Annotated in this window: 24 protein-coding genes; 7 read left to right on the top strand and 17 right to left on the bottom strand. The window is 75.2% G+C overall.

What is annotated here, in order from left to right; translation table 11 throughout:
- Positions 1-20: 20 nt before the first annotated feature.
- On the bottom strand, positions 21-707 hold the full coding sequence (locus DMP15_RS01255; RefSeq protein ID WP_073575711.1) for a DsbA family protein: 687 nt from the start codon (positions 705-707) through the stop codon (positions 21-23).
- 148 nt (positions 708-855) lie between these two features.
- Between DMP15_RS01255 and DMP15_RS01250 the strand changes: the two genes are divergently transcribed.
- Positions 856-3,165 carry a heavy metal translocating P-type ATPase gene (locus DMP15_RS01250; protein ID WP_304580122.1) on the top strand — a complete coding sequence of 770 codons (2,310 nt, stop codon included), beginning with the start codon at positions 856-858 and terminating at the stop codon, positions 3,163-3,165.
- 120 nt (positions 3,166-3,285) lie between these two features.
- Positions 3,286-3,594, top strand: a complete 309-nt coding sequence (locus DMP15_RS01245) for a hypothetical protein (RefSeq protein WP_161152456.1) — start codon at positions 3,286-3,288, stop codon at positions 3,592-3,594.
- 13 nt (positions 3,595-3,607) lie between these two features.
- Here DMP15_RS01245 and DMP15_RS01240 read toward each other — a convergent pair whose 3' ends face one another.
- From DMP15_RS01240 to DMP15_RS01230, 3 genes are all read right to left on the bottom strand, one after another.
- Complete coding sequence (locus tag DMP15_RS01240) at positions 3,608-5,644, bottom strand: cytochrome c oxidase assembly protein (RefSeq protein ID WP_083658634.1); 2,037 nt, start codon at positions 5,642-5,644, stop codon at positions 3,608-3,610.
- A 105-nt stretch (positions 5,645-5,749) separates the two neighbouring features.
- A complete protein-coding gene (locus DMP15_RS01235) occupies positions 5,750-7,333 on the bottom strand; it encodes a serine/threonine-protein kinase (RefSeq protein ID WP_073575714.1) in 1,584 nt (527 codons plus the stop codon).
- A gap of 157 nt (positions 7,334-7,490) precedes the next feature.
- Positions 7,491-8,774 carry a geranylgeranyl reductase family protein gene (locus tag DMP15_RS01230; protein WP_073575715.1) on the bottom strand — a complete coding sequence of 428 codons (1,284 nt, stop codon included), beginning with the start codon at positions 8,772-8,774 and terminating at the stop codon, positions 7,491-7,493.
- A gap of 80 nt (positions 8,775-8,854) precedes the next feature.
- Between DMP15_RS01230 and DMP15_RS01225 the strand changes: the two genes are divergently transcribed.
- Both DMP15_RS01225 and hepT read left to right on the top strand, forming a co-directional pair.
- Positions 8,855-9,253 carry a nucleotidyltransferase family protein gene (locus DMP15_RS01225; RefSeq protein WP_073575716.1) on the top strand — a complete coding sequence of 133 codons (399 nt, stop codon included), beginning with the start codon at positions 8,855-8,857 and terminating at the stop codon, positions 9,251-9,253.
- The gene (gene hepT, locus DMP15_RS01220) at positions 9,250-9,669 is read left to right on the top strand and encodes a type VII toxin-antitoxin system HepT family RNase toxin (RefSeq protein WP_073575717.1); all 420 of its coding nucleotides are present in this window, start codon (positions 9,250-9,252) and stop codon (positions 9,667-9,669) included. Before DMP15_RS01225 ends, hepT begins: the two co-directional genes overlap by 4 nt.
- Positions 9,670-9,676: 7 nt before the next feature.
- Here hepT and DMP15_RS01215 read toward each other — a convergent pair whose 3' ends face one another.
- From DMP15_RS01215 to DMP15_RS01180, 8 genes are all read right to left on the bottom strand, one after another.
- A complete protein-coding gene (locus DMP15_RS01215) occupies positions 9,677-10,045 on the bottom strand; it encodes a hypothetical protein (RefSeq protein WP_062399487.1) in 369 nt (122 codons plus the stop codon).
- Positions 10,042-10,482 carry a hypothetical protein gene (locus DMP15_RS01210; RefSeq protein ID WP_073575718.1) on the bottom strand — a complete coding sequence of 147 codons (441 nt, stop codon included), beginning with the start codon at positions 10,480-10,482 and terminating at the stop codon, positions 10,042-10,044. Before DMP15_RS01210 ends, DMP15_RS01215 begins: the two co-directional genes overlap by 4 nt.
- Positions 10,466-11,722 carry a molybdopterin-dependent oxidoreductase gene (locus DMP15_RS01205; RefSeq protein WP_304580123.1) on the bottom strand — a complete coding sequence of 419 codons (1,257 nt, stop codon included), beginning with the start codon at positions 11,720-11,722 and terminating at the stop codon, positions 10,466-10,468. The genes DMP15_RS01210 and DMP15_RS01205 overlap by 17 nt, the downstream gene beginning before the upstream one ends.
- Positions 11,719-12,342, bottom strand: a complete 624-nt coding sequence (locus DMP15_RS01200) for a class I SAM-dependent methyltransferase (RefSeq protein ID WP_304580124.1) — start codon at positions 12,340-12,342, stop codon at positions 11,719-11,721. The genes DMP15_RS01205 and DMP15_RS01200 overlap by 4 nt, the downstream gene beginning before the upstream one ends.
- Positions 12,339-13,028 (bottom strand): TIGR04282 family arsenosugar biosynthesis glycosyltransferase, encoded by a 690-nt coding sequence (locus tag DMP15_RS01195; protein WP_073575721.1) that lies wholly within the window; start codon positions 13,026-13,028, stop codon positions 12,339-12,341. The genes DMP15_RS01200 and DMP15_RS01195 overlap by 4 nt, the downstream gene beginning before the upstream one ends.
- The gene (locus DMP15_RS01190; RefSeq protein WP_073575722.1) at positions 13,025-13,672 is read right to left on the bottom strand and encodes a glycosyltransferase family 2 protein; all 648 of its coding nucleotides are present in this window, start codon (positions 13,670-13,672) and stop codon (positions 13,025-13,027) included. Before DMP15_RS01190 ends, DMP15_RS01195 begins: the two co-directional genes overlap by 4 nt.
- A 78-nt stretch (positions 13,673-13,750) precedes the next feature.
- Complete coding sequence (locus DMP15_RS01185; protein WP_073575723.1) at positions 13,751-14,809, bottom strand: NAD-dependent epimerase/dehydratase family protein; 1,059 nt, start codon at positions 14,807-14,809, stop codon at positions 13,751-13,753.
- Between the two features lie 11 nt (positions 14,810-14,820).
- Entirely contained in the window at positions 14,821-15,672 is an 852-nt protein-coding gene (locus DMP15_RS01180; protein WP_139282811.1) for a nucleoside phosphorylase, read from the bottom strand.
- A gap of 149 nt (positions 15,673-15,821) precedes the next feature.
- Here DMP15_RS01180 and DMP15_RS01175 point away from each other — a divergent pair, with 149 nt between their 5' ends.
- On the top strand, positions 15,822-17,162 hold the full coding sequence (locus tag DMP15_RS01175; protein WP_337825364.1) for an LCP family protein: 1,341 nt from the start codon (positions 15,822-15,824) through the stop codon (positions 17,160-17,162).
- Between the two features lie 9 nt (positions 17,163-17,171).
- Here DMP15_RS01175 and ku read toward each other — a convergent pair whose 3' ends face one another.
- Positions 17,172-18,125: a non-homologous end joining protein Ku gene (ku, locus tag DMP15_RS01170; protein WP_073575725.1), complete on the bottom strand. Its 954-nt coding sequence runs from the start codon at positions 18,123-18,125 to the stop codon at positions 17,172-17,174.
- A gap of 52 nt (positions 18,126-18,177) precedes the next feature.
- Here ku and ligD point away from each other — a divergent pair, with 52 nt between their 5' ends.
- Together ligD and DMP15_RS01160 are read left to right on the top strand one after the other, a co-directional pair.
- Positions 18,178-19,092 (top strand): non-homologous end-joining DNA ligase, encoded by a 915-nt coding sequence (ligD, locus tag DMP15_RS01165; protein WP_083658635.1) that lies wholly within the window; start codon positions 18,178-18,180, stop codon positions 19,090-19,092.
- 52 nt (positions 19,093-19,144) lie between these two features.
- Entirely contained in the window at positions 19,145-19,768 is a 624-nt protein-coding gene (locus DMP15_RS01160; protein WP_312888627.1) for a putative glycolipid-binding domain-containing protein, read from the top strand.
- Here DMP15_RS01160 and DMP15_RS01155 read toward each other — a convergent pair.
- The 4 genes from DMP15_RS01155 to DMP15_RS01140 all read right to left on the bottom strand — a co-directional run bounded on the left by DMP15_RS01155 (position 19,765) and on the right by DMP15_RS01140 (position 24,147).
- The gene (locus DMP15_RS01155; protein WP_174565871.1) at positions 19,765-20,709 is read right to left on the bottom strand and encodes a prephenate dehydrogenase; all 945 of its coding nucleotides are present in this window, start codon (positions 20,707-20,709) and stop codon (positions 19,765-19,767) included. The genes DMP15_RS01160 and DMP15_RS01155 overlap by 4 nt on opposite strands.
- 130 nt (positions 20,710-20,839) lie before the next feature.
- On the bottom strand, positions 20,840-21,403 hold the full coding sequence (locus tag DMP15_RS01150; RefSeq protein WP_073575728.1) for a hypothetical protein: 564 nt from the start codon (positions 21,401-21,403) through the stop codon (positions 20,840-20,842).
- Positions 21,400-22,698 carry an amidase gene (locus tag DMP15_RS01145; protein ID WP_139282812.1) on the bottom strand — a complete coding sequence of 433 codons (1,299 nt, stop codon included), beginning with the start codon at positions 22,696-22,698 and terminating at the stop codon, positions 21,400-21,402. Before DMP15_RS01145 ends, DMP15_RS01150 begins: the two co-directional genes overlap by 4 nt.
- 42 nt (positions 22,699-22,740) lie before the next feature.
- The gene (locus DMP15_RS01140) at positions 22,741-24,147 is read right to left on the bottom strand and encodes an MFS transporter (protein ID WP_073575729.1); all 1,407 of its coding nucleotides are present in this window, start codon (positions 24,145-24,147) and stop codon (positions 22,741-22,743) included.
- Positions 24,148-24,174 lie beyond the last annotated feature (27 nt).

Here is a 24,174-nt window from a genome sequence, read left to right as displayed (position 1 = left end):
TTGCGCGGAGGACCCGGGCCTCAGCCCGCGGCGACCGCCTGCGCGACGGCCTGCGGGGTCGCGTCGACCTGGGTGCCGTCGACCTTCACGGTCGGAGTGCCGGACACGCCGTCGCGCAGCGACTGCTGGGTGAGCTGGGTGACCCACGGCGCGTAGCGCTGGTCGTCGACGCACTGGGCGAAGTCGCCGCCCGCGCCGACCTTCTGCCCGAGCGCGACCAGCTGCTCGTTCGGGAGCCCGGCGCCGCCCTCGGCGGGCTGGTTGTCGTAGAGCTCCTTCTCGAACTGCGGGAACACCCCGGCCGCGGCGGCGCATCCGGCCGCGGCGCCCGCACGGGTCGAGTACCGGGTCGACGACGCCCGGTCCAGGATGGCGATCGGGTGGTAGACGATCTTCGCCTGGCCCGAGGACACGATCTGGTCGAGCGTCTGCCCGGCCTGTGCCTCGAACTGCTTGCAGATCGGGCACTGGAAGTCGAGGTAGATGTCGATCGTCTTCGGGGCCGCCTCGTTGCCGACGGTCACGCCCTGCGCGGACGCGTTCGCCGGGACCGCGATCCCGCCGCCGGAGTTCTTCCAGTAGACGCCGACACCGACGACCGCGGCGAAGGCCACCACGACGATCAGCGCGATCACCGTGAACTGCGACGGTCCCTCCCTCGCGGTGAGCGGGTTCTTCGCCGCCGCCTTCCGCTTCCCGGTGGCCATCAGGGTTCCTCCTCGGACGTCCGCGTACCCCACTCCCGACGACCAGTTGTACGCCCTGTCGCCCCGCAACGGTTCGGCGGGGCGCCGGTCCGCCGCAGGTCAGGGGCCCGGGTGGCGGATCTTCGATCGCGTGTAGAACCATGGGGTCGTGAGTACCGACAGCGCCGTGGACCGGACCGTGGGGGAGACGGACGTCCGTACGGTCGAGCTCAAGATCGACGGCATGACCTGCGCGGCCTGCGTCGGACGGGTCGAGCGCAAGCTCGGCAAGCTCGACGGCGTCGACGCGACCGTCAACCTCGCCACCGAGCGCGCGCTGGTCCGGTACCCGTCGGCGACCCCGGTCGCGACCCTGGTCGAGACGGTCCGCAAGGCCGGCTACGGCGCCACCGAGATCCGCCCGACCGACACCGGCGACGAGGCCACCTCCGACGACACCGCGCTGCGCCGGCTGCGGACCCGGATGGCCGTCGCACTCATCCTGTTCATCCCGCTGGCCGACCTGTCGCTGGCGATGTCGCTGGTCCCGTCGCTGCGCTTCCCCTACTGGCAGTGGGTGGTCGTCGCGCTGGCGCTGCCCGTCGTCGGCTGGGCGGCGTGGCCGTTCCACCGCACCGCCGTGCTGAACCTGCGCCACGGGACGACGTCGATGGACACCCTCGTCTCGCTCGGCGTGATCTCGGCGTCGGCCTGGTCGCTGGGGGAGATGGCCTTCCTCGACACCCGGCAGACCCTCACCGGGTGGGACGCGGTGCTGCACCCGTCCGGCCCGCTCTACCTCGAGGTCGCCGCCGGGGTCACGACGTTCGTGCTGGCCGGGCGGTACTTCGAGGCCCGCGCCCGCCGTACCGCCGGGCGTGTCATGCGCTCGCTCGCCGCGCTGGAGACCGACGAGGTCACCGTCCTGTCCGGGGGGACGGAGTCCCGCATCCCCGTGCGACGGCTGCGGGTGGGCGACCGGTTCCTGGTGCGGCCGGGCGAGCGGGTCGCCGCCGACGGCGTCGTCGAGACCGGGCGGGCCGCCGTCGACACGAGCGCGATGACCGGCGAGCCGGTCCCGGTCGAGGTCGGGCCGGGCGACGCCGTCACCGGTGGCACGATCGCCGCGGGCGGGCGTCTGGTCGTCGTCGCCGAGCAGGTCGGCGCGGACACCCGGCTCGCGCGGATGATCGCGGCCGTCGAGCGCGCGCAGACCGAGAAGTCCGCGACGCAGCGGCTGGTCGACCGGGTGTCGTCGGTGTTCGTGCCGGTGGTGCTGGCGCTGGCGCTGCTCACCCTCGGGGGCTGGCTGCTGGCCGGCGCCGGCTGGGCCGGTGCGCTGGCGCCCGCGATCGCCGTGGTGATCATCGCCTGCCCCTGCGCGCTGGGGCTGGCGACGCCGACCGCGCTGATGGTCGCGACCGGCCGCGGCGCCGAGCTGGGGATCTTCGTGAAGGGGCACCGGGCGCTGGAGACCACCCGGGCCGCCGACACCGTCGTCCTCGACAAGACCGGCACCCTGACGACCGGGCGGATGGCCGTGGTCGAGGTCGCCGCCCTCCCGGGTACGGACGCGGCGCGGCTGCTGGCCCGCGCCGCCGCGGTCGAGAGCGGGTCCGAACACGCCATCGCCGCCGCGATCCGGGCCCACGCCGGACCGGACGTCCCGGCGGTGGAGGACTTCGTCGCGCTGCCCGGGCTCGGCGCACGCGGCACCGTCGACGGCCGCACCGTCTCCGTCGGGCGTCCCCCGGAGGACACGGGCGCGCTCGCGTCGCGCCTCGCGGAGTGGGAGGCGGCCGGGCACACCGTCGTCGCCGTGCACGTCGACGACGCCCTCGCCGGGCTGGTCGCGCTGGCCGACCCGGTGAAGGAGTCCGCGCCGGTCGCGGTGGCCGAGCTCGTCGCGATGGGGCTGCGCCCGGTGCTGCTGACCGGTGACCGGCCCGCCGCCGCGCACGCCGTCGCCCGGGCCTGCGGGATCACCGAGGTCGTCGCCGGGGCGCTGCCCGACGGCAAGGTCGACCACGTCCGTGCGCTGCAGGGGCAGGGCCGCACCGTCGCCATGGTCGGCGACGGCGTGAACGACGCCGCCGCGCTCGCCGCGGCCGACCTGGGCATCGCCGTCGGCTCGGGCACCGACGTCGCCCTGGAGGCCGCCGACGTCGTGCTCGTGCGCGACGACCTGCGCGTGCTCCCGGCGACCGTCGAGCTCGCCCGCGCCACGATGGGCACCATCCGCGGGAACCTGTGGTGGGCGTTCGGCTACAACACCGCGGCGATCCCCATCGCGATGGCGGGACTGCTGAACCCCCTGCTCGCCGGGGCTGCGATGGCGCTGTCGTCGTTCCTGGTCGTCACCAACAGCCTGCGGCTGCGGAAGGCGGCGAGCTGGGCCGACGGCACCCTCGGCGGGACGCGCACCCCGGTCGGCGAGGAGTCGACCGACTACGTGGAGCCCACGGTCCACACCCCCTGACGGGTCCCCACACCCGTCGCAGCGGGTGTGGACGGCCGCCGGAGGGGGTGGGCGGGCGCGGTCGTCGGAATACGGCGACCCGTCCCGCGGCTGATCCGGGGGTGACCGCACCCCTGCCCGATGCGATCGACACCCGCCTCGACCGGATGCCGGCCGGTCGGAGTGGCAGCTGCGGCGGTCCCGCTGCTCCCGGGTGACCGACGGCGCGACGGCCACGGTGCTCCGCGACGCCACCGGGTCCGTCTTCCTGCACGAGGGCCGCGCCCCGGTCCGCACGACGACCGGCTGCTGGACGACCGTCGCGGCGGGGAGCTCGTCCTGGTCCCGCGGCCGGGGGACCAGAAGGTCCGCGGCGAGGACGGGGCGGACCTCGCCGCCGTCTGTTCGCCGGGCCTGACCCGGCTGAGGGCGATCGCCGCGACGGCGTGAGCGCGACCGGCGCTCAGCCGCCCCGGCGCATCTGCTCCAGCATCGCGTTGTAGGCCTTCAGCTCGGCGTCGTCGTCCCGCTCGGCCTGCCGGTCCTTGCGGGCCGCCTCCCGGGAGTCGTCGCGCGACCACTGCACCACCAGCGTGACCATCACCAGCAGCATCGGGATCTCGCCCGTCGCCCAGGCGATGCCGCCGCCGGTGCGCTGGTCGTCGAGCAGGTCCAGCCACGGCAGCCCGACCTGGCGGTAGAAGTTCTCCCCGAGCACCGTCGAGGAGCTCATCACCGCGACGCCGAAGAACGCGTGGAACGGCATCGTCGCGAGCATGACCGCGAGCCGCCCCAGGTGCGGCAGCCGGTGCGGGGCGGCGTCGACGCCGATCAGCGGCCAGAAGAAAAGGTAGCCGGCCAGCACGAAGTGCAGGTTCATCAGCTGGTGGGTCCAGTGGAACCGCAGCGCCCCGTCGAACAGCGGGGTGAAGTACAGGACGTAGAACGAGCCGACGAACAGCACCGCCGCGAACGCCGGGTGGGTCATGACCTTCGCGACGCGCGAGTGCACCGCGGCGAGCAGCCACTCCCGCGGGCCGGGTGGGTTGCCGCGGCCCGCCGGGCGCAGCACCCGCAGCGCGAGCGTGACCGCGCCGCCGAGGCTCAGCAGGATCGGCGCGAGCATGTTCAGCGTCATGTGGCTGATCATGTGGACGCTGAACATGGACGGGGAGTAGAAGCCCAGCCCCGACGACGTCGCCAGCAGCAACGTCGCGCAGCCCAGCAGCCAGGCGACGGTGCGCCCGACCGGCCACACCACCCCGCGGGACGCGAGCCGGCGCACGGCCACCAGGTACAGCCCGGCCAGCACCAGCGCACCGGTGCCGAACAGCAGGTTCCAGCGCCAGTCGGTCAGCACCGTGAGCGCGGAGAACGGTCGGACGATGTCCCAGCCGATCAGGGTCTGCAGTGCCGAGTCGTCGGCGACGACGAACCGCGGCGGCACCAGCCGGATGCTCGCGACGCCCAGCGTCGCCACCACCGCCCCCAGCGCCGCGACCACCGGCAGCAGCCGGCCCGGGACCGGCCCGCCCGGGGCGGCGACGAGCCCGCGGACCAGCAGCGCGGTCAGTGGGACCAGGGCCGCGAGCAGCACCGCGACGACCACGGCGACCTGCACGTAGGCCGACCCGCCGAGCGGCCCGGCGTCGGTCACCACCAACTGGAAGACGATCTCACCGGCCAGGTACACGACCCCGCCGACGGCGAGCAGCCCGCGGACCCGGCCCACGGTCCGTCCCTCGACGACGCCGCCGTGCGCGCGGAATGCGGCCAGCGCGGCGACCAGCCCGAGCCAGGCGGTCCCGGCGACGGCGCGCAGCACGTTCGCGTCGCCGCTCCAGTCGTGCCCGGCTCCGGTCGCGGCCGGGTGGACCGCGGCGGGTATCGCCATCGCGCACGCGGCGACCAGGCCGAGCGCGGCGACGGCCTTCCAGCTCAGCGAGAACGCCGCCCCGAGGGCGACGAGCAGCAGCAGCGCCCCGGCGAGCGCCCAGCCCAGCGGCTCCTCGATCGTCGCGGCGGCGCCGAGCCACCCGAACGGGCCCACCGACGCCAGGACACCGGGGGAGTTGCCGGTCATGTCGGCCACCGACAGCCAGCCCGCGGCGATCGCCGACACCCCGGCGACGGTGGCGGCCAGGGTGCCCCGGCGCAGCGCGCGGTAGCCGTGGACGTCGACCGTCCCGGACCTCTGCGGCGCCGCGACCAGGCCGCCGACCAGCAGCGACCCGGCGGCGAGCGCGGTCGCGGCGACGGCCAGGACCTTCGCGACGACCGTCGCGGCCTTCAGGCCCGGCTCGGGCACCGGCAGCCCGCTCTGCCGCCAGAAGCCGTCGTCGCCGATCGAGACGGCGACCGCGACGCCGGCGCACAGCAGCACCAGGGCGACCGTGAGCGCGGTCAGGAGGGCACGACGGTCGCGCCGCGCCGGCACCGCCGGTGCGGGCTGCGCACCACCGGCCGCATCGGTCGTCGCCTGCTCCGTGCTCGCGCTCACCGAGAACCCCTCCGCAGGTGGTCACCGGGCACGTACCGCGCCCGTGTCACCTCCGATGGTCCCCGCCCGGCCCGGCGCGCGCCGCACCGGGTCGGACGGGTCACGTCAGTTCCCGGTGATCCCGGACCACCAGCGCTGGATCGACTCCCAGAAACCCTGCGCGTCCTGACCGATCTGGCCGGGATCGGGCAGGTTCGACGGCAGCGACGGCAGCTCGCTCGGCAGCGACGGCAGGTTCGACGGGAGAGAGGGCAGACCCGACGGCAGACCCGGGATGTTGCTCGGCAGCTGGATGCCGCCGTCGTTCTCGCTGGTCGGGGCCTCGGTCGTCGTCTCGGTGGTGGGCGGTGCGCTGGTCTCGGTGGTCGGCGGGGCCTGGGTGTCGGAGTCGCCGTTGCCGAACAGCAGGAACCCGAGGAGCAGCACCAGCAGCGCGACGACGAGCGCGCCGATCGCGATCCACTTGCCGATCCCCGACGAGCCGAGGTCACGCGGCTCCGGCTCCGGCTCCGGTGCGACGACCGGCGGAGCGACGGCGGCCGGCTCGGAGAGGATCTCGGCGACGCGGCGGGCGTCCGGACGTCGCTGCGGGTCGGTCGCGGTGGACCGGTCGATCGCCGTCCGCACCGGTTCGGGCACGTCCGCGGGCACCACCGGGGCGCGGTTCACGCGCTCGGCGGCGCCCTGCAGCCCCTGGCCCTGGTACTCCTGCCGCCCGGTCCAGGCCTCCAGCAGCACGAGGCCGAGCGCGTACACGTCGGTCGGCGGCCCGACCGGTCGGCCCTGGACCTGCTCAGGCGACAGGTACGCCGGTGTCCCGATGATCTCGCCGGCCGCGGTGTGGCCGTCGGCGCCGAGCAGGGCGGCGATGCCGAAGTCGGCGAGCCGGGCCCGGCCGTCGGAGTCGACGAGGATGTTCGACGGCTTGATGTCGCGGTGCGTGACGCCCTGCGAGTGGACGTAGGCCAGGGTCTGGGCGACCTCGGTGCCGATCCGGCGGATGTCCTCGGGCGGCAGGTCCTCGCGGGCGATGACGTCCTTGAGCGTGGGCCCGTCGACGAGCTCCATGACCAGGTAGGCGCGGTCGGCCTCGACGGCGAAGTCGTGCACCGCGACCAGCCCGGGGTGGCGCAGGTTCGCCATGACCTGCGCCTCCTGCTCGAAGCGCTGGTCGGCGCTCGGGTCGTCGGCCGCACCGAAGATCTTCACCGCGACCGGCCGGTTGAGCCGGGTGTCGGTGGCCCGGTGCACGTCGGACATCCCGCCCTGGCCGAGCAGCCCCTCCAGCCGGTACCGGCCGCCGAGCAGCTCGGGCTCGGTGATGGGAGCGGGCATCATCCGGGTCGCGTCCGGGCGCGACGGGCGCGACGCGCCGTGGGCGGCGGTCGGCGGGGCGCCGAGGTGGTGGGTCGGGGCCTCGCCGGGCCCGAGGCGCCGGGTGCCGTCCGCGGGGGCACCGGGGCCCGGGCGGCCGGGGCCGGGGGGCGGGCCGACCCGGCGGGTGGCGTCCGGCGGGTTGCCGCGGGTCGCCGGGTCGTCGTCGGCGCGCCGCGGCGCGGGCCGGGCACCGCCGACGCGACGGGTGGGGTCGGGCGCGGGGCCGCCCGGCGGCCGATGCCGGCGGTTCCCCGTCCGCCACGGGTCGGACGCATCCCTGCGGGTGCGCTCCGGATCGTCGCCGCGGGTCACGGGCCCTCCCGGTCTGGTGGTGCAGCCGGGCCGCGGGCGCGCGCACCGGCCGTCCGCCGTCGTGGCGGACCTCCTGGCGGCGACCGTACCGTCCGGAACCGATCACCCCGGTGGACGGCGCGCTGCCACCACCCGGTGATCCTGCGGTCCGGAGACCTCAGCGCGCCGCGACCGGTGTGCGCAGGTCGGCCGCGGGGAACGGGGGCCGGTCGTCGAGGCGGACCGACAGCTTCCCGGCGGCCCGCCAGGCACGGGCGGTCAGGTCGCGGTCCTCGTCGGTCACGAGGTTGCCCATCACCCGCAGCGCGACGGTCATCAGTGCCCGCGACCGCATCCCGACCGGCCCGGCCAGCGGCAGCAGGCGCGGGATCGTGATCAGCCCGGCGAGCCGCCGCGCGATCGAGAACGCCAGGCCGTAGTGCGAGCGCAGGGTCGCGGGCCAGGCGCGGTCCAGGTCGGCGCCCGACGCGAGCAGCTCCGCGACCAGCCGGCCGGTCTCCAGGCCGTAGTCGATGCCCTCCCCGTTGAGCGGGTTCACGCAGCCCGCCGCGTCGCCGACCAGCGCCCAGTTCGGCCCGGCGACGCCGGACACCGCCCCGCCCATCGGCAGCAGCGCGGAGCGGACCAGCTCGACCTCCGGGCCGAGCTCCCACTCGGCGCGGCGCGCGTTCGCGTAGTGGTCGATCAGGCCGCGCAGCTTGATGTTCGCCGGGCGCCGGTCGGTGGCCAGGGTGCCGACGCCGATGTTGACCCGGCCGTCGTTCAGCGGGAACAGCCAGCCGTACCCGGCCAGGACCTCGTCGGCCTCGCCGCGCAGCTCCAGGTGCGAGCTGATCCACGGGTCGTCGTGCCGGCCGGAGCTGACGTAGCCGCGGGCGGCGACGCCGTAGGCGGTGTCCTGGTGCCACTCCCGGCCCAGCACCCGCCCCAGTGTGGAGCGCGCCCCGTCGGCGACGACGAGCCTGCGGCACCGGACGGAGCGGCCGTCGTCGAACAGCACGGAGTCGACCCGGCCCCCGGCGAACGTCACGTCGACGGCCTTGGCGCCCTCCATCGGGGTCACGCCGGCCTCCAGGGCGACCCGGCGGATGCCCGCGTCGAGCTCGGTGCGCGGGATCGCCGAGCCGTGCGCCGGCAGCGACCCGCCCGGCCACGGCAGCTCCAGGACCTGCCCGAACCCGTGCGCGCGCAGCCCCTGGTTGGTGCCGTGCGAGTCGACCCAGCCACCGAGGCCCAGGTGCCCCAGCTCGGCGATCGCGCGCGGGGTCAGCCCGTCACCGCAGGCCTTGTCGCGGGGGAAGGTGGCGGAGTCGGCGAGGACGACGTCGAGCCCGTGCCGGGCCGCCCACGCCGCCGCCGCCGACCCGGCCGGTCCCGCCCCGACGACGAGCACGTCGGTGGAGTCCGGAGTGGTGGCGGGCGGGACGGGGCCGGTGCTCATGACCCCAGTGTCGCAACCCGGCCGGGCGGCCGCCGCTGAGCGTGCCCCCGGTCACGACCGGGGCCGCTACCGTGGCACCCGTGATCGGACCGCAGACACAGGACCCGGCCCGGCTCGACGCCGTCCGGGTGGTGGCGGCCCGGGTACCGGGACTGACGCTCCTGCTCCTGCACGGGTCGCGCAGCCGCGGTCAGGAGCATGCCGGGTCGGACTGGGACCTGGGCTATCGCGGCGACGCCGACCCGGCCACGCTGCTCGACGCGGTCGCGTCGGCGCTGGGTACGGACGCCGTCGACCTCGTCGACCTCGACCGGGCCACCGCGCTGCTCCGGTACGAGGCAGCCCGCGACGGCGTCGCCCTGTACACGTCCGGCGACGCGTATCGCGACTTCGTGCTGGAGGCCACTCGCTTCTGGTGCGATGCCGGTCCCGTGATCCGGCGTGCTCAGCAGGACGTCCTCGCGGGGCTCGGGCGGTGAGCGGGGCGATCCGGCCGGAACTGCTCGCCGAGCGCGCGGCGACGGTCCGCCGGCACCTCGACCGTGTGCGGGACCGGCTGCCGTCGGACCCGGACGGGCTGGCCCCGATGACCGACGCGACCGACGCCGTCGTCCTGCACCTGTGGCAGGCCATCCAGGTCGTCATCGACATGGCGGTGTCGGCCTGCGTCACATCGGGGCTCGGCTCGCCGCCCACCTACGGTGACGCGTTCCGCCTGCTCGGGAGGCACGGCGTCGTCGAGACCGGACTGGCGGACCGGCTGGCCAGGGCGGCCGCGTTCCGCAACCTACTGGTCCACGCCTACGGCGAGCTCGACCTGCGCCGGGTCCACACCATCGCTTCGCAGGGCCCTGCCGACCTGCTCGCGTTCCTGGCGGCGCTGCGCGACGCGTGAACTCCGGTCACGACCGGGTCAGGTGCCAGAGGATCACGTCGTGGGCGTGGCGGGCCTTGTCGTCGCCGCGGAAGGCCACCTCGTGCACGGCCGCCCCGACGGTGATCGCGATCTGGCTGGAGCTCGCGAACCGGCCCAGCAGGTTCCGATCGGCGACGAACGAGACCGAGGAGATCCGGCCGTAGGGGATCGAGGTGATCGCGGTGCGCTTGCCGACGAAGGAGTTGTCCTGCAGGACCGCCCGCAGGTCGGTGAGGCCGAGGAAGCCGGTGCCGGCACCGATCGCGTCGTAGACGGCGATGATCCGCTCGCCCTCCAGCAGGCCGGCGGCGACCTTGTCGAGCTGGTCGCGCTTGTCGAAGACGGGTTCGCTCATGGCTCCGATACTGCCCGGCGGGCGAGCAGTGTCCGCGCCGTCCAGACCAGCGCGGAGACGGCGAACAGCACGACGGTCAGCCACACCCACCGCATCCGGTACGGCTCCTGGTCCAGCCCGGTCGCGTTCAGCGTGCTCAGCGCACCCTGCCGGATGATCCCGGGCAGGAACATCAGCAGCGCGAGCCCGGAGCCGAGCACCGGGATCCGCACGTGGTTGACCAGCGGCACCCGGGTGCGGGGCAGCGCGAGCAGCAGCAGCCGGTCCCCGGCGGCGTAGAGCGGGAACAGCACGAGGTCGTGCAGCAGGACCGCGCCGGCGAACCACCAGGCCATCGTGACCAGGTCGGGGGACCCGCCGACGATCGCGTACGCCGCCCATCCGGCGAGCGCGAAGCAGCCGAGGGCGGCGAGCAGGCGGCTACCGAGGAGCAGCACGGGAGAACCCGATCGTCACGACCCACTTGGTGTTGTGCACCCCGGGGAGCGCCGGGACGATCAGCCGCGCCGGGTACCCGTGGTCGGGTGACAGCTCGGCGCCGTTGACCCGCAGCGCGAGCAGCGAGTCCGGCGACACCGTCTGGCCGCGGTTGAGCAGCGACCGGGCGAACGGGCTCCCCACTTCGGCCGACCGCACCTCCGCGGTCTCCGGGTCGGTCACGCCCGCGGCGCGGGCCAGGTCGGTCAGCCGCACCCCCGTCCACACCTGCGCGGTCGACCAGCCCTCGACGCAGGCGATCGGCAGCTCCGCGGTGTGCTGCGGCAGCGCGGCCAGCGCCGCCCGGTCGAGTACCACCGGTGCCGTGCCGCCGGTCAGGGTCAGCGTCCAGGCGCTCCCGACCGCGGCGGGGGCGATGCCGGACGCGACGAACGTGCGGTTGACCGGGAAGTCGTTCGGGCCGCCCCGCTCGGTGCTGTCGGGCGCCGTCGTCCGGCCGCGGGGCAGCAGCAGCGCCGTCGACCGGAGCCGGTCGGTGAACTGGCCGACGGTCAGTGCCGCGACGAAGAGCATCCCGCCGCCGACCAGGGCGAGCGCGCCGCGCCGCGACATCGTCGGGGGGTCCGGGTCGGGCGCGACCAGCGGGTGTGCCGGCTCGGGCCGGGTGGCGGCGAGCGGCGTGGCCAGCTCGGTGCGCAGCGATCGGCCCCGCAGCGACCGGACCATCGTCGGGAGCTTCGTGACCACGTGCAGCGCGAACGAGGCCAGGAACACCCAGGCCGCGGCGTAGTGGCCGTCGTAGAACGAGAAGCCGAAGACGTAGTCGTACTGGACGTTCAGCAGGCCGGTGACGATCAGGAACAGGATCGAGCCGACCAGCAGCACCAGCGACAGCCGTTCCAGGAGCGTCACCGGGTTGCGTTCGGGTGCGGTGAACAGCTTCGGGATGACCGACCACAGCTTCGCCAGGACCAGCGGCACCAGCACGATCCCGAGCCCGACGTGCAGGCCCTCGGTGAGCCGGAACAGCCAGGCCGGTGACGCGGGCCAGTCCCACCACGGCAGCTGCAGCCCGCCGACGGCGTCGGCGGCCGGGATGGCCTGCTCCCGGCCGTAGGCGAGCCGGTCGAGCAGCCCGGTGAACGCCACGACGGGGAGCCCGACCAGCAGTGGCAGCGCGAACATCGAGGTCAGCCAGGGGCCCCGGATCGGGCTGCGCCACCGCACCACGTGCCTCACGGCCCGGTCAGCTCCAGGAACACCCGGGCGCCGAGGTGCACGTCGGTCACCCGCAGACCGGCCCGCCCGGCCGTCACGGCGAGGGGCACCGCGCCCTGCGCGGCCCACGGGATCGGCTCGCCCGCACCGCTGCCGCACAGCACCCGGGCGGTACCGCGCCACGCGTGTTCGGGGCGCGGGTCGGCCTCGACCAGCACCGTCCCGCCGTGGGTGAGCAGCCGAGCGGCGCGGGTGAGCAGGGCGACCGGGTCGCCGCCGATGCCGATGTTGCCGTCGGCGAGCAGCACGTGGGACCAGCTGCCCTCGCCGGGCAGCGGGCCGAACAGGTCGGCCTGGACCATCGCGACGCTGCGGCGGCGGCACAGCACCCGGGAGACGGCGGAGCCGTCGACGCCGAGGGCGGCGATCCCGCGTGCGGCGAGCGCGACGAGCAGGCGGCCGGGTCCGCAGCCGAGGTCGAGGGTGGGGCCCGTGCAGTGGCGCAGCAGCCAGTCGTCGCAGCCTCCGGCGGCGTCGGCCCAGCGGTCGACGTCCAGCGCGATCTCGGTGCCGTCGTCGCAGAGCAGGCGGGAGGGGGCGCCGGACAGCGGTATGTCGAAGCCCTCGGCGGTCACGGTCACACCGACACCTCCGGACATCGGAGCGTCAGCTCGGCGACGGCGCGGGCGAAGCGGCTCCCCGGGACCTGCGCGGCGACGGCGACGGCCTCCGCGGCCGTGTCGACGTCGGTCAGCGGCTCGGCGAGGGCCACCCGCAGACCGGCGGCCCGCAGCGCGTCCAGGGTCCGGTCGCCGGTCTCGGCGGTCGACATCGGCACGCCGTGCAGCGCGGTGGCGGCGAGCGGGTCGCGCAGGCCCAGCACCCACCAGCCGCCGTCGGTCGCGGGGCCGAGGACGGCGTCCACCCCCGGTTCGGCGAGTCGCTCCGCACAGTGGGACAGCAGCTCGGCCGTGGCCTGCGGGGTGTCCATCCCGACCTGCAGGGTCGGGCGGCCCGGGTGCAGCGCGGCGGCGTCGGCGTGCGCGGCGGCGATCCGCGCGGCCAGCCCCTCCCCGCGCTGCGCGACGACGGCGAGCCCGTCCAGCGCGGCGGCCAGATCGGCCGCGCCGACGGCGGCGGCCCGGTCCCCGGTCAGCGCGACGACGGTGTCCCCGGCCACCCCGGCGGCGGCGTCGAGGGTGTCGAGCAGCGCCGCCGAGGCGATCGCCGCGGCGAGCTCGGGCGTCGCGGGCGGGCACAGCCTCGTCTTGACCCGGCCCGGCTCGGGTGCCTTCGCGAGGACGACGGTGGTGACGGGGCCGGTCATCGCAGCAGCCGGATCATGTCGCGCCCGGCCCGGACGGTGCCCTTGACCGAGCCGGAGACCTTGGACCGCCCGCCGGCACGCCGGGAGTAGGCGACCGGGATCTCGTCGAACCGCCAGCCCGCCCGGCCCGCCCGCAGCAGCAGCTCCAGCGGGTAGCCGAACGCCCGGTCCTCGATCCGCAGGTCCAGCAGCGCCTGCCGGCGTGCGACCCGGATCGGGGCGATGTCGTGCACCGGGACCCCTCGGGTCCGCAGCATCCCGGCGATCACCGCGTTCGCCGCGCGGGCGTGCCAGGGCCACACACCGACCGTGTCGGGGACCCGCCGTCCGACGGCGATGTCGGCGCGGCCGGACGCGACGGTCTCGGCCATGCCGGGCAGCACGTCGGCGTCGAGGGAGCCGTCGCCGTCGAGGAAGGCCACGAGCTCACCGCTGGCCGCCTCCAGCCCGGCGTGCACGGCCGCGCCGTAGCCGCGACGCGGTTCGACGACCACCCGCGCCCCGTGCCCGCGCGCGACGGCCGCGGTGTCGTCGGTCGACCCGTTGTCGACGACGATCACCGGCCAGTCGTCGGGCATCCGCTTCAGGACATACGGCAGCGCCTCCGCCTCGTCGAGGCACGGCAGGACGATCTCCGGGTGCACGTCGCGATCTTCACCTCTCCGCCGGTCCACCGCCCGCCGAATGCGGGAGGGTCCCGCAGGAGGTTCGAACGGCGCCCCTCAGCGGTTCGTGGTGATCGGTGAACGGAGCGGGTCGGTCGCGAACGCCGTCACCCCGTCGGTGAAGGTGGTCCGGGCGCGGAAGCCCAGCCGGGCCGCCGCGTAGGCCGGATCGGCGACGACGTGGCGCACGTCGCCGGGCCGGGCGCCGCCGACGATCTCGGGCTCGGGGCCGTCCATCGCGCGGGCCAGCTCGGCGGCGAGGTCGCCGATGGTGTGCGGCTCGCCGGAGCAGACGTTCGCGGCGCCGAAGCCGGTCGGCTCCGGGTCGGCGACGAGTGCGGCGGCGTTGGCGGCCGCGACGTCGGTGACGTGCACGAAGTCCCGGCGCTGCCGGCCGTCCTCCATCACCCGCGGCGCCTCACCGCGCTCCAGCGAGGACCGGAAGATCGACGCGACGCCCGCGTACGGGGTGTCGCGGGGCATCCGCGGGCCGTAGACGTTGTGGTAGCGCAGCGACCACACCGTCCCGCCGGTCTGGCGGGCCCAGGCGCTCGCGAGGTGCTCCTGGGCGAGCTTGGTGGCGGCGTAGGTGCTGCGCGGGTCGACCGGCGCGGACTCCGGGACGAGGCCGGACTCGAGGTCCTTGCCGCACTCCGGGCAGCGGGGCTCGTAGCGGCCGGCGTCGATGTCGTCGAGCGCACGCGGCCCGGGCCGGACGACGCCGTGGTCGGGGCAGTCGTAGCGGCCCTCCCCGTAGACGACCATCGACCCGGCCAGCACGAGCCGGTCCACCTTCGCGGCGTGCATCTGCGCCAGCAGCACCGCGGTGCCGAGGTCGTTGTGGGAGGCGTAGTCGGGGGCGTCGGCGGGGGAGACACCGTGCCCGACCATGGCGGCCTGGTGGCAGACCGCGTCCACCCCCGGCAGGAGCCGGGACAGGGTGTCGGCGTCGCGCACGTCGCCGCGTACCAGCTCGTGGTCCAGCTCCGGGGCCTCGCCGCCGTGCGCCTGCGGCAGCAGCGCGTCGAACAGGACGACCTCGTGGCCGTCCGCGACGAAGCGGTCGGCGACGTGGGACCCGATGAATCCGGCACCGCCGGTGACGAGGACGCGCATGCCCGCAGACGCTAGGGCGTACCGGTCCCGCCCGCCCACCGCCCGTCCCCGTCCGCGGCGCCGGCCGGGTCGTCGCGCGGTCCGGCCCCGGAGCCGCGGCTCCCGTCCCAGGTCTCGGCCGCGGCCAGCGCCAGGCCGAACAGGCCCGCCCGGGCCTCGCGGGCACTGGTCCAGCCGCGGTGCTCCCACTCCGGCCCGGCGAGCGAGTCCGCGGCGAGGAACACCTGGCCGTAGCCGACCCCGATCCGGCGCGCGGCCGCGACCAGCGCGGACGCCTCCATGTCGACCACCGCGCAGCCCTCGTCGCGGCGCCGCGCGACCCGCGCCGGGGTCTCCCGGAACACGGCGTCGGTGGTCCAGCACCGCCCGACGACGTGCGGCACCCCGGCGCCGTCGAGCACCCGGACCACCGCGTCGACGCCGTCCGGGTCGGCGTCGATCGTCCGCGACGGCGGCTGATAGTGGAACGACGTGCCCTCGTCGCGCAGCGCGCTGCCCAGGACGACGGCGTGCCCCAGCGTCAGCTCGTGCCGCAGCGCCCCGGCCCCGCCGACCCCGACGACGGTGCGGACGCCCAGCGCCGCGAGGTGCTCCAGGAACATCGCCGCCAGCGGCGCGCCGACGCCGGGGTGCAGCACCGCGACCGGTGTCCCGCCGGGCCCGGTCGTACGCCACACCGGGCTGCGGCCGAGCTCGCTGCGCAGCACGGTCACCGTCTCGGAGCGGGTCCCGACGTCCTCGACGACCTCGGGGAACCAGCACAGCACCGCCGCGGCCGGCATGTCCGGGCGGAGCGGGGTGATCGCCGACGCCCGGATCACGCCCTCGGCGTCCAGGTCGTCCTCGTGCAGGGGGAGGTCCATCGTCGACGATCATCCCCCGCGCACCCGGTCGGGTGGAACACCGCAGGTGGGCGGGGTGACCCTCTCGCCCGGCGTCCCGGTGACGACGGCGCGCAGTATCGTCGGCCGCGGATGCCCAGGATCCGGGCCGATCGGAGGGTGGCACAGGCATGGCCGGAGACTTCCGCGGCCCGCCCCCCGCGGGCGGGCGTCCGCCGCAGGGCGAGCCGCCGCGCGGCGGCCGTCCCGCGCGGCCCGGCAGCCCCGGCTGGACGAACCAGCCCCGCAACCCGCTGCCCGGACACGGGGGCCGTCCGCTCCCGCCGCCGTCCCCGCCGCAGCAGCCGCCCGGGGCCCCGCCGTCGCGCGGGGGCCGCGGACCGCTGCGCAAGCCGCCGCCCGGCCGGGCCGCCGGGGCGCCGCCACCGACCCGGGCCGCCGCGCCGCCCCGTGGTCCGGTCATGCCGCGCCCTGCCGGTTCCGGAGCCGGGGGAGCGGGGGCCGGGGTGCATCCCGCGTCGCAGGCCCCCCGCGACGGCCGGGTCACCCGCGGCCCGTCGATGCCGGACTGGCGCCGCGTCCGTCGTGCCACCCGCGGGCGCTGGAAGGCCGTGCTGATCCTGCTGCTGGTCGCGTTCGTCGGGTTCGGCGTCTACCTCGACCAGAACATGACCCGGGTGCAGGCGCTGCCCGCGGACTCCCAGGCGTCGTCGTCGGGGACGAACTACCTGATCGTGGGATCGGACAGCCGCGAGGGACTCTCCGCCGAGGACGAGGAACGCCTCGCCACCGGCGACGCGGCGGGCCAGCGCACCGACACGATCATGCTGCTGCACACGGGCAGCTCCGGCAGCGTGCTCGTCTCCATCCCGCGCGACTCGTACCTCCCGATCCCCGGGAACGGCAGCAACAAGGTCAACGCGGCGTTCGCGTTCGGCGGCCCGGAGCTGCTCGTCGAGACCGTCGAGGCCGCGACCGGCCTGCGTATCGACCACTACGTCGAAGTCGGCTTCGGCGGGTTCGTCGGCGCGGTCGACGCGGTCGGCGGGGTGGACATGTGCGTCCCCCGCGCCATCGACGACCCGAAGGCGGGCCTCGACATCCAGGCGGGCTGCCAGGAGCTGGACGGGACGACCGCGCTCGGCTACGTCCGCACCCGCGCGACGCCCGGCTCGGACTTCGACCGCGTCCAGCGCCAGCGCGAGTTCCTCTCCGCGCTGCTGGGCAGGGCCACCAGCCCGCTCACGCTGATCAACCCGTTCCGGATGGTCCCGCTGGCGTCCGCGGTGACCGGCACGATCACCGTCGACGACTCCGACCACATCTGGAACCTCGCCGGCCTGGCCTGGGGGATGAAGGGCGTCTCCGGCGGCGACGGCGTGCAGACGACCGTCCCGATCGGCGGCAGCGCGGGCGGGTCGAACCTGCGCTGGGACCGCACCCGGGCCCAGGCGCTGTTCGGCGCCCTGCAGAACGACCAGGCGCCGCCGGAGTCCAGCTTCGGCCCCTGAGGGCGCCGGTCAGGCGGTCTTCTTCGTCGACCGCCGACGTGTGGTGGCCGGCTTCGCGGGCTTCGCGTCGTCGGTGCCGGTCTCGGCGTCGTTCTCCTCGGTCTTCTTCGTCCGGGAGGACGATCGCCGGTTCGGGGTCTTCTTCTCCGTCGGCCCGGACCCCGACCCGGAGTCCGACTTCGTCGACCGGGCCGCGTCCACACTGGCCTGCAGTGCCGACAGGAGGTCGCTCATCGAGTCCCCGCCGTCGTCGGCGGCCTCCGCGGCGGGCGCCGGGCGGGCGTCGCCGTCGGACTTCTTCGCCTCGATGAGGTCGGCCATCGCGTCGCGGTACTCGTCGTGGAACTCCGACGGGTCGAAGTCCGCGCCCATGCTCTCGACCAGCGACGACGCCATCTTCAGTTCCTGCGGCTTGAGGTCGACCTCGTTGTCGAGGATGTCGAACTCCGGCTCGCGGATCTCGTCCTGCCAGATGAGGGTCTGGAGCACGATCGCCTTGCCGCGCACCCGTAGCAGCGCGAGGGTCTCGCGCTGGCGCAGCGCCACCTTCACCACGGCGGTGCGGTCGGTCTCCTCGAGTGCCTCGCGCAGCAGCGCGTAGGGCTTGGCGGCCTTGGTCTCCGGCTCGAGGTAGTAGCTCTTGTCGAACAGCATCGGGTCGATCTGGTCGTTCGGCACGAACTCGATGACGTCGATCTCGTGCCCCGTCTTCACGGGCAGCGACGCGAGGTCGGAGTCGTCGAGGGTGATCAGCTCGCCGTCGGGGGTCTCGAAGCCCTTCACGATGTCGGCGTAGGTGACCTCCTCGCCGCACACCTCGCAGGTCCGCTTGTAGCGGATGCGGCCGCCGTCCTCACCGTGCACCTGGTGGAACCGGACGTCGTGGTTGGACGTCGCCGAATAGACCTTGATCGGCACGCTGACCAGCCCGAAGGACACGGCCCCGCTCCAGATCGCGCGCATACGGTCCCCCCTCGCGTGCCGTCCGAAGTGACAGCATGACGGTGTGCAGCCCATGCTCGCCACCCCCGGACCCCTGCCGACCGGGGCCGGCTGGTCGTTCGAGGTCAAGTGGGACGGCATGCGCGTGCTGGCCGAGGTCACCGACGGCGGTGGTGAGCCGGCACTGCGCCTGCGTACCCGTTCCGGCCGCGATGTCACCGCGAACTTCCCCGAGCTCGCCGGTCTGGTGGACCTGGCCCCCGACGTGCTCCTCGACGGTGAGGTGGTGCTGCTCGACGGTGGTGTCCCCAGCTTCGCCGCGCTCGCCCACCGGATCCACGGTCCCGTAGGCGGCCGCCCGGTCACGTTCATGGTGTTCGACGTGCTGCGCCTCTACGGGGTCCCGCTGCTCGACCGCCCGCTGGCCGAGCGCCGGGCCACCCTGGAACGGCTCGACCTGTCCGCGACCCCGCACGTCGAGACCTCGCCGCTCTACCCGGACGGGGCCGCACTGCTGGAGGTGACGGCGTCGCGGGGGCTGGAGGGCGTCGTCGCCAAGAGGGAGGACTCGCGGTACCGGCCGGGCCGGCGCAGCCCGGACTGGGTGAAGATCGCCCACCGGCACTCGCAGTCCTGTGTGGTGGGCGGCTGGAAACCCGAGAGGTCCGGTGCTGCGGGGCGGATCGGGGCGCTGCTGCTCGGTGTCCCCGGGCCGGACGGGCTGGAGTTCGCCGGCCGGGTCGGGTCCGGGCTGGCCGGGGCGGCGGTGCAGGAGCTGCTCACCGCCCGGCTGACCGGGGCACCGGAGTCGCCGTTCGCACAGGTCCTGCCCCGGGTCGACGCCGCGGGCGCACGCTGGTGTTCCCCGACGGTCGTCGCCGAGGTCGCCCACCTCGGGTGGACGGCGGCCGGCCGGCTGCGGCAGCCGGTCTTCCGCGGGATCCGCGACGACGTCGACGCCGCCGACGTCCGCCGGGAGCCCCGCTGAGGACGCCTGATCATCACCCGTTCGCGTGGTCCGCGCGGCGATGTGGTTCGGTGTGCCCGACATCGACGACCCGGAGGTGACGCGCGTGGCGGTCATGCTGACCTGGCGGTCCGACCCCGAGACCGACGGCGCCGCGGGCATGGAGTCGGCGCGCATCACGACCAACGGCGGTGGGTTCCGTGCCGTCGGCCGGATCATCCGCGGCGGGGAGGGCGGGGTGCTCACCGCGTCCTACCGGCTCGTCGTCGCCGGCGACGGGACGCTGTCGCGGCTCGCCGTCGACGTCGCCACCGCCGAGGGGGAGCAGCAGCTCACGCTGTCGCGCAGCACCGACGGCGTCTGGCTGGTCGACGACGGCTCCGGCGGCAGCCGCGGCCACTTCGGCGGCGCCCGTGACGTCGACCTCGCCTTCAGCCCGGTGTTCAACGCGCTCCCGGTCCGGCGCCTCGCCCTGCACCGTGAGCCCGCCGAGCACGTGCTGCCGATGGTGTTCGTCGACCTCCCGACACTGACCGTCGAGAACACCGAGCAGACCTACCGCACCGTGACGGCCGGGTCGCCCGGCACGCCAGCGGTCGTCGGCTTCGCCGCGGGTTCGTTCGCCGCCGACATGACCGTCGACGACGACGGCTTCGTCCTCGACTACCCGGGCATCGCGTCCCGGGTGACTCTCTAGCGCTTCACCGGCTCGACGACGTCGCCGCGGCGGCCGAGCTCGCGCAGCTCGGCGAACACGTCCGGTGCGCCGAGGTCGACCGGCACCTCCAGCGGCTCGCGGGTCGAGGCCCACCGCATCCGCGCCTCGTGCCCGGAGCGCACGGTCGCGGCCAGCCCACCGGTGGAGGCCAGCGCCCCGCGCATCGCGCCGAGCCTGCCCAGCGCGTCGTCGACGGCGGCGAGCAGCGCGCCCCGGTTGCCCTCGCACATCGCCAGGACCAGCTCGGGCCGGGTCCCGGCCACCCGGGTGCCGTCGGCGAACGAGCTCGCGGACAGGGCGAGGGCGAGGTCGTCGCCCTGCTCACCGGCGCCGACGGAGGCGAGCACCGCGGCGAACAGGTGCGGGAGGTGGGAGATCCGGGCGACGGCGACGTCGTGCTCGTCGACGGCCGCGGGCACCACCCGGGACCCGCAGTCCCAGGCCAGCTCCGCGACGTCGCGCCACACCTCGACGTCGAGGCCGTCGTCGGCGGCGACCACCCAGGCGGCGCCGGTGAACAGGTCCGCGGACCCGGCGGGCCAGCCGGACTCGGCGGTGCCGGCCATCGGGTGCCCGCCGACGAACCGGGTGCGCGGTGCGAACTGGGCGACCGCGTCGGCGACCGACACCTTCACGCTCACCGCGTCGGTGAGCCGGCAGGTGGGGGCGACCGCGTCGACGCGGCGCAGCACCGCCTCCAGCGCGGTCAGCGGGACGCACACGACGACCAGCGCGTCGGCCTCGGCGGCCCGGGCCAGCGCGGCGTCGGTGTCGGTGGTGACGTCGAACCCGTCGGCGACGGCGGCGGCCGCGGTCGGCTCGGACGCGGCGGTGCCCCACACCTCGCGCCCGGCGCGGGCCGCGGCCCGCAGCAGCGACCCGCCGATCAGTCCGGTCCCCAGCACACACACCGCTCGCATGCGTCACGAGGGTAGAGACCGCGGTTCCCGGCCCCGCGCGGACTCCGCTCGTCGCACCGCCCGACCCGGTGATCACCGGTTGTGGAGCGCAGAGGCACGGACAGCGCACTCCGGACTCCACAACCGGTGATCATGGTCCGGCGAGCAGCGCGGCCCCGCGGGGGGAGAGCCGGTAGCCGACCTCCAGGCTCTCGGTCAGGCCCAGCTCCTTGAGCGCGCGGACGTCGCGCTTGAACGCCGGGGTGTCCCGCCCGGCCCGCTCCGCGAGCTCGGCGGCCCGTACCCCGGGCAGCTCGGCGACCAGCCGCAGCGTCGGCCGGGTCCAGGGCCCCCGGCGCGACCGGCGGTCCATCCGGTCCAGGGCCGCGACGACGTCGTCGAGGTCCCCGGTCGCGTCCCGCAGCGACTCCCGCGGGTCGGCCCCGGCGAAGCGCAGCCCGATGCGGAACACCGGGTCGGACCGCGTTCCGCGGAACGCGCGGCGCACCCGGTCGGCGGAGGGCTCGCCCGCGGCGCGGGCGTCGTCGTCGGTGATGCGGTCCGGGTCCACCTCGTCGACGGCGACGACCTCGACCACCCCGGCGGCGGTGCGCAGCGTCGAGCCCACGGCCACCCGCGACCGCGCCCAGCGGCGGTACACGCGGTCGACCTCGCCCGCGGCGACCCCGCGTGCCACCGCCACCGGGAGGATCACCGCAACGCCCTCTCCAGCGCCCGCGCCAGCCCCAGCAGCACGTCCTCACCGACGGTGACCCCCACCAGCTGCACCCCCGCGGGCAGCCCCGGCACCGGGACCGGTAGCGCGACGACGGGCCGGTCGAGCAGGTTGAACGGCGAGGTCAGCTGCAGCATCGACGGCAGCACCGGCACCCCGTCGTGCTCGGTCGCGCCGATCGGCGTGGCCCGCAGCCGGGTGGTGGGGCAGAGCAGCACGTCGCAGGAGGCCCCGAGCCGGTCGAGCAGGGCGCGTCCGACCCGGCGGCGCTCGCGCCGGGCGTCGACGTAGAGGTGCGCCGGCGCCTCGGCGTGCGGGGCGAGCCGGGCGGCCGTCGCGGGCTGGTACTCGTCGCGGCGCTCGGCGAACCAACGCCGGTGGGTCGCGTAGGCCTCCGCGCCGGTGATCACCGGGTAGGTGGCGGCGAGCTCGGCCACGCCGGGGGTGTCCTGGGCGGCGACGGGCGCGCCGAGCGCGGTGAGCGCGTCGGCCGCGGCCCGGACGGCGTCGGCGATCACCGGGTCGTGCGGGCGCCACCAGTCGTCGTCGGCGACGCCGATCCGGGGCAGCACCGCCGCGGCCGACGCGCCGGGCTCCCCGAGCGCGGTGCGGGCGACGGCGAGCGAGGCGGCGTCGGCGGCCAGCAGCCCGACCGTGTCGAACGACTCGGCCAGCGGGAACACCCGCTCGCCCGGGATGGCCCCGCGCCGCGGCTTCAGCCCGGCGACGCCGCACAGCGCGGCCGGAGTCCGCACGCTCGCCCCGGTGTCGGTCCCGACGGCCAGCGCGAGGTGCCCGGCGGCGACGGCCGCGGCGGACCCGGACGACGAGCCGCCCGTGATCCGGGCCGGGTCGTGTGGGTTGCGGGCCGCGCCGGTGGCGGCGACGTCGCCGGTGGGGCCGTAGGCGAACTCGTGGGTGTGGAGCTTCGCGACGACCACGGCCCCCGCGGCCCGCAGCATCGTCACCACCGGTGCGTCGGCGGTGGCGGGGGCGGCGTCGGCCAGCAGCCGCGAGCCGCACCGGGTCGGCAGCCCGGTGACGTCGACCAGGTCCTTGATCCCGACGGCGACGCCGTGCAGCGGGCCCAGCCGTCGTCCCGCGGCGGACAGCGCGGTCAGCTCGGCGGCGCGCTCGCGGGCGCGGTCGGCGTCGAGGGCGACCACGCAGTTCGTGGTGTCGGACACGAGCCGGGACAGCACGTCGTCGACGTGCTCGGAGGGGGAGAGCTCCCCGGAGTCGAGGGCCCGCAACAGATCGGGGAGCGGCAGCACGCGCTCAGCGTGCCGTCGCTCCCCGACTCCGACAACCGGTGGTCAGCGCGCGGCGTGCATCGTCGCCGCGATCTCGCGCGCCTCGTCCACCGACCCCGCCGACGGCTGCGAGTCCCGCAGCGGCCGGTTCGCCGTCTCGGGGAGGAACAGCAGCGTCACGACGCCGATGACCCCCGCCGCGATCAGGTAGTAGCCGGGCCACAGCAGGTCGCCCGTGGACAGGACGAGCGCCGACATCACCAGCGACACGGTCCCGGCGAACGCCGACACGAAGATGTTGAACGCGATCGACAGTCCGCCGTAGCGGATCTGTGTCGGGAACAGCGCCGGCAGCGTCGACGGCCCGGTGGCCGAGAAGCAGATCAGCAGCAGCCCCATGACCAGCAGGCCGAGGAACACCGCGGGCACCGACCCGTCCTGCATCAGAAGGATCATCGGGATGCCGAGCACGATCAGCCCGCCCGCGCCGACCCACATGATCGGCTTGCGCCCGGTGCGGTCGGAGAGCCGCCCGAGCAGCGGGATGATGAACACCGCCAGCCACAGCACCGCGATCTGCAGCCACGACGACGTCGTGGAGTCGATCGAGGTGCCGCCGTGCTGGTCGACCGTGGTCTCCAGATAGGTCGGCATGTAGCTGGTCAGCATGTAGTTCGTGACGTTCCAGGCGACGACGACGCCACCGACCATGACGAAGGTCGGCAGGTACTTCGTGAAGATCAGCTTGAGGCCGTCCTTCACCTGGGTGCCCTCGCGCTCCTCGGACTCCGAGAGCAGGGTCTGGAAGGCCGGGGTCTCCTCCAGCTTGACCCGCAGGTACACCCCGACGATGCCCAGCGGCAGCGCGACGAAGAACGGGATCCGCCAGCCCCAGCTCGACATGGACTCGGCGCTGAGGACCAGCGGCAGCACCGAGGCGATGGTGGCGCCGAGTGCGTAGCCGACGAACGTGCCGAGCTCCAGGAAGCTGCCGAAGTACCCGCGACGACGGTCGGGGGCGTACTCGGCGATGAAGGTCATGGCGCCGGCGTACTCACCGCCGGTGGAGAAGCCCTGCAGGACGCGGGCGGCGACGAGCAGGATCGGCGCGGCCAGCCCGATCGAGGCGTACGACGGGATGAGCCCGATCAGGAACGTGCCCAGCGCCATCAGGATGACCGTGATCGACAGGACCTTGGTCCGGCCGATGCGGTCGCCCAGCGGACCGAAGAACAGCCCGCCCAGCGGACGGAAGAAGAACGCGATCGCGAACGTCGCGAACACCGCCACCTGGGACAGCGGCCCGGGTGGGAAGAATTCGGCCTCGATGGTCGTGGCCAGATAACCGTAGACACCGAAGTCGAACCATTCGGTGATATTGCCGACCGCGGCCGCCGCAACAGCGCGCCGCATGGTCGCGGGATCGGTGACGGTGACGCCGTCGACCGCCCCTTCTGCTGTGTCGTCCACGCGTTCCCCCTGGCGACAGTGCACGCC

The organism is Pseudonocardia sp. UM4_GMWB1, assembly GCF_017312155.1.
GTDB lineage: Bacteria > Actinomycetota > Actinomycetes > Mycobacteriales > Pseudonocardiaceae > Pseudonocardia > Pseudonocardia alni.
This window is presented reverse-complemented; position numbering and strand designations above follow the sequence as displayed.